Below are 13,895 nucleotides of genomic sequence, written 5' to 3' on the forward strand. Positions count from 1 at the left end.
CAGCCTGCACCGAGGTCGGGCGTCGTGTCCAGATGTGGTTCGTGGGACGCATACGAAACGCTGATGGCACGTTCCTGAGTTGCGCCTCGCAATTCCAGTCCGGGGGCTTGAGATCCGGATCCAGCCAGTTTGCCCCTCGCCTCAGCCACTCTTGCCGGAATTCTCGTGCGGACTCGAGTGTATCGTCTTCATTCCCGAATACGGCTCCACAGCACGAGCAGAAACCGAAGCTCGGCGACCGCTGATCCTCGCCCCATGGCATATCCTCCTGAACGAGGCCGCAAATGCGACATGCGAGTCGCTCATCGCTTCTAAGTTGACTTAGATAAGAACGCGCCAGATGCTCGATGTACTCGGCATGATAGCGTACCGTATCCCAATTAGGGTTGCTCTCAAAATCCGCAATCATCTCCAGGTTGTTCGTTTGCCGCACAACCTCAGAAACCCAGCTCTCTGATGCTCCCTCTACCTGATACTGAAGCATCCGAATCTGAGGAGTGACTCTTCTGATCTCATTCGGCGACTGCTTGAGTTTCGTCGCCAAATAGAGCATCTGCTGTACTTGGCGCATGTCTCTCTCTATAATGGTCAGTGCTTTCCAGAGAAACTCGGCGACAGGACACTTCATTCATCGAACGTCATCTCCATCTGACGGGGAGACTCCAATTTCCTCGATACCCGCCCGCAGTTGTGAGGGCGAAGGCAAGTACCGCCGCCGAACGAAACGATGCGAGCAAGCCGTGCCGTGCTTGGCTATCCTCGAAATGCCCAACGCGTATAGGAGACATCCCGGCCGATGTCCGGCACAAGAAAAGAGTATCCGGCCCACTCCAATGGCTGCGGCGGAAACGCACTCACTGTAATGTCGGGTCCCATTGTCCCCAAATCTCCTCAATACGATCGCCCCGCCGAGGGGCGGGATCAACTGCGAACAGTGGAAAGGAATTCACTAGGATTCTGCACCTGCCACCGACACCTTCCCAGATCATCACATAGTCGCACTTCTCTGAATTCTGGCTAACACACTGATAAACGAATGTCCTTCCCAAGGGTGGGGGGTCTTCAAGGCGAAGCGCATTTGAATCTGGCAAGAAGTACTTGAGACAATCTTCGACAAGATAGGGATTGTCGCCCACGTGCATATTTAAGGGCCATTCTGGGTCACTATCTATTGCTTCTTCAATGATACCGAACACGCCAGTTCGAGGGTCGAATTCGAAGCGATATCCCTTGGTCTGCTTTGCCAGTTGCTCCGCGCACTCTTGCAGGCTGTCTGCGTGGATTGAGATATGATCGAACCTGACGACACCTGACGTGCCCTGATCCTCTTGAAGCACCTCAAAGTAGCCCTTTCCGATAAACGTTCGCACCTCTAAGACAACATCGCCTGTGCTTCCAGTCTCTCTCATGTTCCAGACGATCCCCCCCGCTATGTCAGCAATGCTGGCATGTACAAAATCAAGGGCAATTAGCATACTGCCTTCATCGGACTGAGCGCTAGCACAGAAGGCAGAAATCAATACAAGACAGAGTATTGCTTTCGACCGGCTGCTTCGGTGATTCTTCATTTGTTCTTGTCCTTTCTACCCTAGACCGATATCATGCCTCACGATTTCGATCTTCTCAGTGACAATCCGGTCATCAATCGTAAGGTACTGGGTCGTGTCGCCTCTGTACGTGATGAGGAGTGGATAATCGATGTCGTTTTGATAATTCTCAAATAGCCACACATCTGAAATGACATCTCCTACTGAATGGGAATCCAACCAACCTTCAATCCCCCTCTCGCAATGAAGGAAATCAGCATGCTCATCCGCAATAACTACGGCGATTCCGTGAATAGTCGGATCTTCCTCGATTGGGACATCGTCGTTGTTGACGTGCTCCTGGAGTTTAGTTTCAGAACCTACTTGCACCGTGATATATATTGTCGACCCAAGTGTGCTGGTTATCACTTCACTGATGCCCTCCCCAAATCCTAATACTCAACCCGGACCGAGTCCAGGGAGTCAGGTCACAAGCCCTTAGTGCTGGAAGCCAGCCTGATAGGCATCTCCTAATTCCCCTCCGCCGCCATGTGGCCTGCCGTGCTTTCAAGAAGCCAATGCGTCCCTGTCCTTCGCAGCTGCAGCGTGCTCACTTCGTCCGGCGTCAGTTTCCCCGATTCCTCCAGTTCCCGAATCGAGTCCGGCAGCCGACCATGGTCCAGGGCGAACTCCTGAATCGCGAGAACTGTCAGCACACGCTCCCTCGGCCACAGAGAATCGGCGTCATTGGCCGCACTCCAGTTCTTTTCCCAATTCGGGTCAGACTTCATAGCCTCCAACTGCTTGGTCAGATCCGAGATCAATGCTTCGCGGTTCTCTCGCGAAGAATTCTCCAGAATGTAGCTATGTGGCTGCGGGTGGTTCATACGAACGAACCAGTACGAGACTACGCCCGCCGCGATGACCAAGAGCATGCACGTCGCAATCACAGCAACCCGCGGCAGCCGCGAGGGCCGCAACGCTCCTTCTGTTTCGCTTGGCGTGTCGTTCTGTTCTTGGCTCAAGACAACTCCCCCGCTTCTCTCGCCACCAGGATGCCGACTTCATACCGATGTGTCGACCGGTAATGTCTGTGGGGGGGCGGGGGCTAGGACTGCGCCGACAGGAGCACATCCAGACGGATCTGCAATGCGACGTACCCGTAAAGGCCCTCTTCTGCGAAATCGTTCGGATCGATTTCATCGACAGGAACCACAATCTCCTTCACGGACTCCACAGTATCATCGTCGCAGAAATCGATGAACGCCTTGGTTCTATCATCGTTGTACCGAATGAACCCAGGCATCGGCCAGTCTTCACGATTCCAATCGGGAAGCCTCCCGATGATCGGCCAGACCTCCTTCTTCAGACCGAGATCACCGAATTGAGTTAACAAGATTGCCCCTTCCGGACCAGGCGGAATTCCGAGTGACTGCAACTCCTGAAGCGTCGAACAGCGCGGCCCAAAGAAGTACCCGAACGCAGGTCCTTTCCCACTGATCCGAGCAATCACCCCGCGCGCAAATCCCCCGTTCCGCAGCGGCACGGCGCAGCAATTTCCTTCTAGATCACTCAACTGCCGGTTTGTCTTCAATCTAGTTTCCTGCCAGCCTCCAGGTAATCGCACCGATTGGGATTCCTGGGCGAAATCGGCTGGTTCTTGTTTAGTCCACCATTCTCGAATCTGGCCTCGGGGTGTTCATCATGGATAATTTGCTCGCGTCCTCTTTGGGCTGCGTATTCGTCTGTCGTTCGATCCACCTCGAACTTGAATTCCTCAGTCTCCGGTTTACGCGCATGATCGCCTTTTCGACTTTTGAGGTTGTTCGTTCGTCCGGTTCTGACGACCTCACCAGTTTCCGGATCTTTGAGGAAATAAGTGCCCCCTTTTGGCTCTTGGGGAGGTGTCGGTGCCGAACACGGATTCACATTATGGCTCAGCACGCCGAGATCTGACACAAGGTAGCTGTGCTCAGTCTCAACCTCTATGTTGTAAACACGAGGTAATCCGTCAAGCGGAACCACGGATACGATCGAGACAGATCCCGTACTGGTTCGAAGTCGTCCGCCGACACGCAGATCTTCCGCCGGGATCCAGTTATCTTCATCCTCTGAGTAGAGCCGATGAGTTGACGTAAGAACGAGGGGCTCATCTGCGCCCTGCAGTTCTATGCTCAGAATATGCGTACTCAGCCGTGTGACTGTCGCCAAGACCACACGGCCTGGCGAATCCTCGATTTCCGGACAGGGTTCGATCGAGACAACCCAGGCGGGTCCGAAGATATCCAGTTCTGGGAATTCGAGCGTGATTTCCTTGCCCACTTCGGGCGCGGTTTCCGCGAACCACTCAGGTGACCGAAGGAGTTCGACCTCGAGCGTATCCCATCCGCCGTCGGGGTTAGGCATGTAGAGCGTAACAACTTGCCAATCCCCGTTGACTTCCGTCTCGTAGTCTTCTCCGTCTCCAATCGTTAGGACCCGATCCCCGACCTCCAGCTCTTCAATCGCAACCGGTCCGTCTGCTTGTTGGACGAGGGTGCCGGCGACGAAGCAGCCGGCGGGAGGCAGGTCATTGCCAGCCTTGATTGTGTCGTCGAGAGCCTTACCTCCATCCGTAATGCTATCGGCAGCGTCGGCGACCTCATCGGCGCTTCGAACGATTCGATTGGCATCCGAAACTTCATCGACTGCTCTTGCTGTGTTCTTGGCCGTGCGGAAAATCCCGACTGCCTCGAACGGCGCGGCAATCGCCTTCAGAGCAAAGCCTGCTGCGCCCGCGATGTCTGAGGCGCGTCCGACCTCACCTGCGACCCCCGAAACGATTTCTGTTTTCGTCATCCGATCATGGTTGACTGAGATCTCTGCGGATTCCTCTCCCAGCGAGAGAGTATCCGCAGCGAAGTGAGCACCGCCATAAACTGCGGCCCCGACCGTGTAGATCGCGAGGTCGGATTCCAGGCTATTGACGAAGCCGTCCGCACTTGCCAGGATCCTAGCTCCGCACGCTGCTGCCCAACCGCGCAACCCCCACGGGTCCACGTAGCTCCACGGGTTGTTGCCTGTGTACGTGTAGCCGTTGCCGAGGTTGAGGGGGTCGCCCCAGATGCCGATGGGGTCGCGGGTGATGAAGCGGCCGGTTTCTGGGTCGTAGTAACGGTGCCGGTAGTAGTAGAGGCCGGACTCGGTGTCGTAGCGGCGGCCGGTGAAGAAGTACGGATTCCCGTAGCTGGCTGTCGTCGGGCTGTGGGAACTGTCAAGGACCGTGGGTTCGCCGAAGGCGTCGTACCCGTAACGCTCGACGACCGCGCCGGACGAATCGAGCAGCGTGACGACGTTGCCTTGATCGTCCTGGTGGTAGTAGTACCAACCCTGATGTGCACCAGTAAGACGGTGCATGGCAAGCAAATCGTCGATGCCGTCGGAATAGACGAACTCAATCTGAGGCGTACCGGCCGACGATTGCTCCTGGATGCATTCCCACCCGTCGTACACGTACCGCGTGGTGGTTTCGTCCGTCGTCTTGGCGATCCGCCGGCCGAGGGCATCGTATCGGTAAGTCGTGACGGGGCCCGCGCGGTCTTCGTAGGTGACCAGGCGATTCCGATAGTCAAACGTCAGCGTGTCGGATGTTACGAATTGCCCGCTCTGGAACGTGCCGCGGCGGGTCAGGTTTCCTGTCGCATCGTGCTCGCGCCGATCCGTGGTTTCATCGTAGGTTTGGGTCTGCTGATTGAAAACGGAATGAGTGATCTCCGTGTATTGGTTGACCACGTCATCGGTCGGCGAGGAGCGGTCGTAGTCCTTGTCCCACTGCGTTCCACTCGCGACGCTCTCTCGATTGCCTGCCGGATCGTAGTCGATCGTGATCCCGTCCACGCCCGTCAGTCGCGACAGCGAATCGTACGTGAAGCTCTTCGCAACGACCGAGTTCGAACTGGCGTCCAGTTCCTCCCAAAGACTCCGATTATCGAGCGCGTCCCATTCGAATTGATGCCTGGCGAAGGTGCCTTGCGAGGGGGAGCCTTCCAGAAGATGGATGGACGTGCTCCGACCCAGCGAATCGTACTCGAAGGCGGCACGGGCCATCGGCCATTCGCCTACTGTTACGTCAAAGGATCGCGATCCAAGGCGATAACCCGTCCCGATATAGCTGTTGATCGCTATCGAGTGCTGGTAGTCATCCAGGAATTTCGTCCCGCGCCCAAGAGCATCCATCATGCGAGTGATGTATAGGCTGCCGGGATAGCTGATCCCCTTCCGCCTTCCCATGCTGTCCGCATCAAAGGCCAGCGTATCGGAGAGGGACAGGATGCTGTCGATTTGTGTCTCTGAGAGAAGGTTGCTTGCCGAGTCGAATGCCCGCGTGACGACTGAATCGTTGTCCTCGGCGCGAAGAAGACGTCCCAGGCCGTCGTAGTAGTAATTCTCGGAGGTCGTCTGGTTCGAGACACCCGTGCCAACGGATATCGTCCGCCCCGTAAGGCGCCCCAGATCATCGTACACATTGGTAATCGTCGATCCGTTCGGATCGGTAATGACCCACGGCTCGCTGAAGTCCGTGTAGGACGTCAGGTCGTACTCGCTGCCATCGGCGTGCTCGGTTGCGATGGGACGATTCAGAACATCGTAGACGTATTCCGTGGCGTTTCCATTGGGATCCGTCTGGGAGATAAGCCGAGAGTAGATGTCCCAATCAAGAGCGGTCGTATTTTCTCCGATTTTCGTGCCGTTGGCATCGTACATGTATCGGGCTGTCGACAGCTTGCGGCCGAGCAGATCATACTGGTGGCGTGTGACCTGCCCGAGGGGGTCGATTCCCATTACAATGTGATCGAACGAATCGTAGTAGAGTTCCCAGGTACGTTCGTTTGAGCCAGAGGGATCCTCGGTCACTCTGGTGAGGCGATCGAGGTCATCGTATCTGTACACCGTCGTCAGGGTTTCCGCCGTGCTGCTAGGGACGATGTTCACCAGGGTACTGGTCGTCACATTTGAGTTGGCGTCGTACAGATAGGCCTGCGTGTTCCCGATGGGGTCTTCCCATCCGGCATAGCGATGTGCCGAGTCGTAATGGTAGTCCCAGGTCTTGCCGGCATCATTGGTGGTCGAGATCAGCGCTCCGTTCGGGGAGTAGGCGAACTGGGTCGAGTTGAGGCTGTCGGAATAGGGGATCTCGCTGAAGAGAAGGTCGCCATTCGGCAACGTCCCGTCCTCGTACTTGCCTGTGGCCGGGTCAAAGACGAGCGAGGTGCCGCTCTTGTACGCGTTGTACTTGAACAGCTCTTCCTCGACCTTCGTCGTGCGACCCATCACGTCGTACTCGAAGTGCGTACGAGCGAGCGGGTGAATGCCAACATCGACCAGTGAGGTCAGTTGCCCAAGATATTCGACTTCCTCGACGCGGTATGAGTTCCAGGTTGAAGTCGTCGCGAGATCCTGCTCGTAGGTCAGACTTACGAGATTCCCCAGCGGATCGGTGATCGAAGCGAGGCGATCGAGGTCGTCATACTCATAGGTCGTTGTGCGACTATTCGCCTCACCGGGGTTTTGGATGATGTACTCGAGGTTGCCATTCGCCGTGTACGTGTATTCCAGCAATGACTCGATGTTCGATCCCACACCCCGCCGAATTCGATAAGGCATGTCGCGCTGATCGTACTTGATAGTGACGTTGTTGTGCGCCTGGATCTCAGGGGATGGGACTCCATTGAGCACACCCGTCCTGTGGAAGGCATTCAGATTCCCATTCCGATCGTATCCAAAGACATCGACAACCTGCTCGCCCGAACCCACCGTCAGTGTGGCCGTCGTAACTCGATCGTGTTCCCACTCGTATTCGATGGTCTGGATCTTCGGGTTCGAAGAGTTGTATTCGGCCTCGTAGGCGGGATGAGTAGATGGAAGATTCCAGACCTCGACCAGGTCTCCATTGTCATCGACTGTCAGGTACTCCTTTTCGATGCGTTTGATCTGCCCTGGCCGGCGATAGAAGTACTTCGTCACGCGTTGCGACTGGTCGGGACGAACAATGGTCTTCCTCAGAACATCCCCCCGAATGCTGTTCGTGTACTGGACGAGATTGCCTTTGGGGTCCTCGACGTGGTTCACGAACCCATTGCTGTCGTACTCCAAGTGCCAGTTCAGATTCTGTCCCAGACCATCAAAGGAATCCGATGGGGCATCGGCAAGATCATCGAGATCGTCGTCTGTGCTATCGATATAGACATCCGCAAGGACACGCTTGCCACAGGCCGTCGAATATTCAAAGAGATCGTACCGATAGTGACCATCTGCATCCGGCGGCCAAATATGGACTTCACGATCGCCCATTTCCAGCTTGAGATAGAAATGCTCGCTGCCGTCCGGATAGGAAGCATGTTTCAGGGTCCCATCCGCGTGATACTCGAAGTCAGTGACATTTCCCTGCTCATCGGCGATCTGAGTAACGTGATCACAGCAGTCCGAAAGCGTGTATTCCTTGCGGATTGGCTCAGCCGAAGAACCAAATACGGGAAGATCGATCACTTCGATGATCTTATTTCCGGCCAGGTCGTAGCTTCGTACATACTGTGTTGCGTTTCCCTCCGGGTACGTGACCTTCTTCAACTCGCCTTCGCCCGTCCACTCGAACTCGGTCACATAGTCCGTCGTACACGAGGGGAGTTCCGCGTTCTCGTACGAGTCATCAGAGTCGCACGACTCCGTCTTCCGGACGCAGTTCCCCATCACATTGTATTCGTAGGTTTTCTTGAACCCTCGCCGATCTTTGAGTTCCGTGGTGATGTGTGTGTCATTGTAGTCGGACGGCGTTGCGTTCACGATCGGAAGACCTACCTCGACTTCCTCTCCCTGCCAGATTTGCTTCTGGATCCTCCCTGCTTCGCCGGGTTGATACGTGTTGTACAACAGCGTCGGGCTGACGAGTCCTCCATCGATGATTTCGCTGATGCTCGAGATGCCGCAGACCGCATTCCAACTGTGGTATCCATACCGAATGCCGATCGAGATCGGATCTAAATCCGGCCCGAGCTCGACTTCTCGTGTGACCGATTTTAATTGGCATTTTGAGGAGCTATCGGCGAAGTAGTAGTCGTAGTTGATAACTTCCGACGTCAGCTTGTTTGTGACAGACTTGATCAGCCCCCCCCATGGCTCATTGGGATCCATGGGGATCTGACGGGGATAGTAGTCGACGGTAATTCCAGCGCCGTTCGCGAAGCTGGCAGCGGCGAATCTGTAGAGAGTTTCCCAGCTATCATCATGCGTCGTTGATGGCGAATAGGCCCAATCCAATTGCAGGTCGGATCCCTTGGGTGATTCAATGGTCCGAACGACGTAGGTTCTCTTGGTTAGAGTCAGATTCTGTTGAACAGGGTCACCCGGTCCTGTGAGAAAGTTCGTGGAGACTTCTTCGGACTCCTCTACATAACCCCACTTCCCACCGTTTGGGAATTCCAACGTGTACTTGCTGACTGAGGCGCCCCAAGGAGGAAAACCATCTGGGAAACTCAGTTCCGGCCAATCGGCGTCCGGAGACGGGTCCAGGTGGATATCTGTGTAAGGAATCCGGTATCCATAGTGTCCATCTGCACCCCCCGTCATGTAGCAATAGAGTTCGTTCCCTTTACCATCGGAAATTACGAAAACTGATGGATAGTTCAGCGCGATTGAGCCTCCGAGATTGAAAACGTACTCGTATTCGATCATGCGGAGATTATAGGAATGATCCCACTGCCAGCCCATGTTCGAGTCGGTCCTGATTCTTCTCTGGCTCCGGTGGAACCGCGACCAAACAACAGACAGGTCCTCGTCCCCTGGAACGATCGTATCGATTTCGGGGAGATAGAACTCCTGGTTATGCAACCAGACTGGATCAATGTGCTCGTCTGAATCGCCCTCCGAGACGATACTGACACTGGCCTCACCAGGATACGCTGGTGGAGTTCCCGGGAGCATCTTCTCGCCGTAGGACTTGTTCGATCCCGCGAATTGAGTTTTTCCGTAAACACCCTCTGGATTCACTCCATCGAACGTGTAGTTCTCGAAATTGATCGTAAACGAGACGCTATACTGACCTGTGGCGGGATGTCGCTGGTCGTTGATGTCAGTTCCCCCGCTTCCGTACAGGATCCCATCCCATGCCGCCATGATTGCGCCGCCACCGGCATGGCATGCGTCCACGTAGCTTGGCTGCGGATGACCCGCAAGTTCCATCTGGTAAATACGTTTATAACTGGAGCTCGAAAGGTCCGTAATGATGAGTTCTGCGGCGAAGTCGGTACCGACCCCGAGATCATGATTAAGAACGATCGCAGAAGGCGGAGAGTACGTCGCCCCCACAGGGATGGAGATGGTCTCTAGTTCATCTTCTGACGTACCGAGTGGATACGGAGGAAGTATCCAATCGTCAAGTTCCACGATATGGACTGTACCTGTTGCCTCAGCCCAATGCGCGGCCCCCTGATAGGTGGCGCCGGAATTGACGGTGCCCAGGTCGAGGACTCCTTGATTATACTGCTGCACCTCTTCTGCATCGAGTCCGGAACTGAATTCGTACGTTCCGGGTTCCGTGATTTCGTGATCGGTGGTGTACTCCTTTGCATAAAGGACTTCGGGGCTGGAGCTTTGTGAGTTGCACCTCACCTCATCGCCCGGATCAGAGTTGCAGCCCAGTATCTTTCTTTCACCAATCGTGATAGGATAATTGAGATAGTGAATATAGCCGTCGGAAAAGGGAGGTGATTGTCCCAGTTCAGCAGAGAGGGGATAGCCTGGTACAACGACGCTGGCCAGATCGCCATTCTGCAGAACGTATTCTTCGTAGAAATCAGGCTCACTGAACCAGAACGTCCTCTGACCTTGAGCATATCCCTTCTGGTGTTTCATACTCACAGAAATCGTCACACTATTGTCGGTCGGGTCCCGAAAGAGGACTGCTTCGGCGTGCTCATCTGTAATGCTGCTGTTCTCGCCCGAAACCGTCCATCTCCACTCTAGCTTGGTTCCCAAATCACAGTCGGGATCCTTATATGCGCCAACAGAAACGGGATCCCCACGATAGCGAATGCAGTCTTCCAGTCCGTAGACATGTATCGTTGCGTGACAGAAATTGTCGTATTCAATAATGGACTTGGGATCTCCCTCATCCTCGAGTTGATCGGCCCTTGAGCTGTCCGCGACCTCGAAAGGCATGGTCTCCAACACGAGGCTCTTGCCTGACACCGTGCTGGCGACGATCTGCAACGTGACCAACGTGTTGGGGCTGATCTTGTCAGCCTCGTAGTCCCACCACACGATCTCGTTGAAGCATCCATCTTCTTGGAAGAATGGATTGGACGGCTTTATGGCGAGTGTGGCCAACTGATATGCCGGCTGGCCCTCGACATCGGTCTGGTAGTAAACTGAAACGTGGACGCCCTCGCAGGATGGCGAGCGCAGCTTTATGCCAAGAGACTCATAGCCATCCCATATTCCAAGGCTCTCTACCTCGCCATAGGCTCCTTCCTCAAAGAACCCCAACTGAATGGCTCTGCTCGGCATGGCTGGCAAGATGCTGAAGATAACCAAAGGAATGAGAAGCCAAAGGCCCAGTGAGAAGCTGTTGCGAATAAACAAATCGTCAGAGTTGGAGTTCCGAATGCGGCGAGGCATGATCGAGGAAGTTCCTTTCAGAGGCGTCTATGGTTGACGTGGGAGAGCCTATGGCTGCGTAAGAGGGAAGGAAGAGCAAAGCCGCACTGGCCGCCGTGCCCTCCCCCGCTGAGTGGATGTCCCGCCTACTGAGCCGTATCGATTCGAGAGTCGATCCAAGCCGGGAGTTCCGGGATGGCGATCGTCGTCAGATCGAGGTCGTCGATCGTGCGGCGGCGATAGAGTTGGCCATCGCGCAGAACGTAGTTGGACTTCAGCCGGTTGACCATGGCACCGGTTGGTACTTCCTGATTGACTATCCGTGTCTTCGTGACAGGAACGATCGTCATCGTGGCATCGTCTATGATGAAGTCCGTGTAAGTTTCTTCGATTTCGGTGGTTTCATATTCCGGAATCGACTCATACGCCTCCGCGGGGATTACGTTACCGCTCTCGAGGGAAACGAGAATCCAAGGGGCCTTTGCGAGTTCCCGCTCCGCGGCCTCCAGAAAGGCCTGCACTTCCCAGTCTTCCTTCGAGATCATCTTCTCTTCAGGAAGCTGGTACTCGTAGACAAGTTGTGCAGAGCTATTCTCCTCCTGCATTTTCTGCTCGACCCACTGCACGAGCTTGGCCATGTCCACGACAGCAGCGTCGCCCGTCAGGCGATTGGCATGGTGGAAACTCCAGGGAAGATCGACGGTCGGATCATCGAAGGAAGAGACGAAACCGGAACGGGTGGAGCGGGAAGACGTACCACCGAAAGGGGTGGCGTGCGACGAAAGCTGTGTCGTGTTGCCCGCGGAGTCCATCACCCACATGGCCGTCACACTCGCGTTGTTCTCATCCTGATTGACAAAGAACTTCGCGCGGTTTGCCTGGGCTGTTGGTGTTGAATAGGAATCCGACCCAATGCTGATCGCACCGTTATAGACTTCGAACCTCTCGACCGGATTTACGACGCCGACGCCGAGTTCTCCCGGGACACTCACCATGTGAGATGTTCCGCCGAGTCGGATTTCATAGTTGGCGGTCGATGTGACATTGGTCCCAAGCGCGATCGCATTAGAGTGAGCAGCATCGGCGTTATGACCGAGGGCGATCGAATCACCCGCTGTCGAGAGAGCATTGTTGCCGATCGAAATGCTCCTGTCATGCTCAGCTCTGGCTCCAGATCCAATAGCGACAGAGGCATTTGAGTCGGTCTGACCGGCATCTGCCGTTCGACCGATTGCCACACAACTACTCTTCGCCTTTGCGGAACTGCCGAGTGCGGTACCATACGAGCCGCTAGTGAGCGCTCCATACCCAACTGCAGTAGCTTGCGTCCCAGTGGCATTGGCCCCCTTTCCCAATGCTGTGCTCATCTCACCACCATTCGCGCCGTGCCCAACTGCCGTGCTGCTGTCCAAGGCGGCGGTTGCACCGTTTCCAAGTGCCGTTGCGAACGCGCCGGATGCACTGGCGCTGTTGCCAATCTTGAAAGATGAACTGCCAGATCCAGGAGAGAGAAGCGCGCCGGAAAATGTAACCGCACCAGTCGCGGTGTCTGCTGCGTCAGACCGGAGGAACTGCGTACTATCCAGGCTGTCCAGGTAGTCAGCGTTGAGGTTTGAACCTTGTCCCGCGTCGACATTGTTGAAGACGACACCATCGCCCCAGGTCATCGAATCGAGAACTGTTCCGAGAGCTACGGTGACAGTTGCCCCAGCCGCTCCGGAGAACGCTGTCAGGCCTGAGTGTGTCCCGGCATTTGCTGCGGAGAAGACCACCTCGCGTGTATCGATCGTCTCATCGGCGGAAATGGCAGAGTTGCCGTTCGCGCTGCTCGTCAGTGCAAGACGGGAACCTCGGATCGATAGCCTTCCTCCAGTGGGTACGGATGACGAATTCACAATGCCACCTACACCTTGGAGATCGCAGTCCGAAAGCACCGTTGAACCGGCCGCGGCCCAAGTGACCGCATCTCCTCCAGCGCTCTCAACCACGCAGTTGTGAACCCTCAGATCGACATCAAGCCCACCTGTTGCGTTGATGCTATTAATATCCACGGGGACACCGCCGGAAGTGCCGTCATGTTCAATGCGAAGCGCTTCGATGACATTGACATCGCCGACGGATCCAGCAGGCAAAGCAATCGTGAGGGTTGAGGTCGTGCCGGATGAGGAAAGCACAACGGCGCCAGCCTCGGCGCCGACAATGCTGAGGTTCCGGCGATCAATCGTCACGCCTTCCTCGTAAGTTCCAGGGTATACCAAGATCAGAGTCGGGGTCGTCAGTGCCGATGGCAAGTCATCGATTGCCGCCTGGATCGAGCCGTAGTGGTATGGCGCAAGGTACTGTGCAGAGTCCTTGGAAACACGGATCACTCCGGAATCGGGCGGCGAGTCCGCAGCAGCCACGCCGAGAAGGAAAGAGATGCAGAATGCAAGAAGACTCAAGCGGGCCGGACGAGTAAGTGCAAAGGCTGCCATAGAAGTACTCCCCTCAATGAGTGCTTTGTAGTTATTGATTACACATATGACTTAGCACCTCTTCGGACGGTGGCAAGTACAATTCTCGGTGGCGCCAAAATGGCATAACTCTAGTTCTATCAAGGCTCTCAGACCCCAGAGTGCATTGGTATGAGTCGGAGCAATCAACAGGGAAGACTTGGCAAAGGCCTTTATTATCAGTGCCATCCAGCAAACTTCCGATCTCTAACGTTTGCGTTTCTTGAGTTCGCCTCAGATTTGCGAA

The 13,895-nt window shown here is 55.3% G+C and carries 7 protein-coding genes; all 7 read right to left on the reverse strand.

The annotated features are described in order from the left end of the window. Positions 1–628 (reverse strand): hypothetical protein (locus KQI84_19355; GenBank protein ID MCB2157040.1); only part of this gene is annotated, 628 nt, incomplete at its 3' end. Positions 629–854: 226 nt separating this feature from the next. Beyond that, positions 855–1,568 carry a hypothetical protein gene (locus tag KQI84_19360; GenBank protein MCB2157041.1) on the reverse strand — a complete coding sequence of 238 codons (714 nt, stop codon included), beginning with the start codon at positions 1,566–1,568 and terminating at the stop codon, positions 855–857. A gap of 15 nt (positions 1,569–1,583) precedes the next feature. After that, positions 1,584–1,955: a hypothetical protein gene (locus KQI84_19365; GenBank protein ID MCB2157042.1), complete on the reverse strand. Its 372-nt coding sequence runs from the start codon at positions 1,953–1,955 to the stop codon at positions 1,584–1,586. A gap of 101 nt (positions 1,956–2,056) precedes the next feature. Then, a complete protein-coding gene (locus tag KQI84_19370; protein MCB2157043.1) occupies positions 2,057–2,551 on the reverse strand; it encodes a hypothetical protein in 495 nt (164 codons plus the stop codon). Positions 2,552–2,634: 83 nt separating this feature from the next. Next, positions 2,635–3,120 (reverse strand): immunity 26/phosphotriesterase HocA family protein, encoded by a 486-nt coding sequence (locus KQI84_19375; protein MCB2157044.1) that lies wholly within the window; start codon positions 3,118–3,120, stop codon positions 2,635–2,637. After that, positions 3,117–11,177 carry a hypothetical protein gene (locus KQI84_19380; GenBank protein ID MCB2157045.1) on the reverse strand — a complete coding sequence of 2,687 codons (8,061 nt, stop codon included), beginning with the start codon at positions 11,175–11,177 and terminating at the stop codon, positions 3,117–3,119. The genes KQI84_19375 and KQI84_19380 overlap by 4 nt, the downstream gene beginning before the upstream one ends. Before the next feature lie 125 nt (positions 11,178–11,302). Continuing rightward, positions 11,303–13,630 (reverse strand): hypothetical protein, encoded by a 2,328-nt coding sequence (locus tag KQI84_19385; protein ID MCB2157046.1) that lies wholly within the window; start codon positions 13,628–13,630, stop codon positions 11,303–11,305. Between the last annotated feature and the right edge of the window lie 265 nt (positions 13,631–13,895).

The sequence above is a fragment of the bacterium genome, assembly GCA_020444065.1.
Lineage (GTDB): Bacteria > Sumerlaeota > Sumerlaeia > SLMS01 > JAHLLQ01 > JAHLLQ01.

What these genes read in the sequence shown, in the direction of transcription:
- KQI84_19385 (MCB2157046.1), bottom strand. Translation starts at nt 13,630, where the DNA reads ATGGCAGCCTTTGCACTTACTCGTCCGGCCCGCTTGAGTCTTCTTGCA.
- KQI84_19380 (MCB2157045.1), bottom strand. Translation starts at nt 11,177, where the DNA reads ATGCCTCGCCGCATTCGGAACTCCAACTCTGACGATTTGTTTATTCGC.
- KQI84_19360 (MCB2157041.1), bottom strand. Translation starts at nt 1,568, where the DNA reads ATGAAGAATCACCGAAGCAGCCGGTCGAAAGCAATACTCTGTCTTGTA.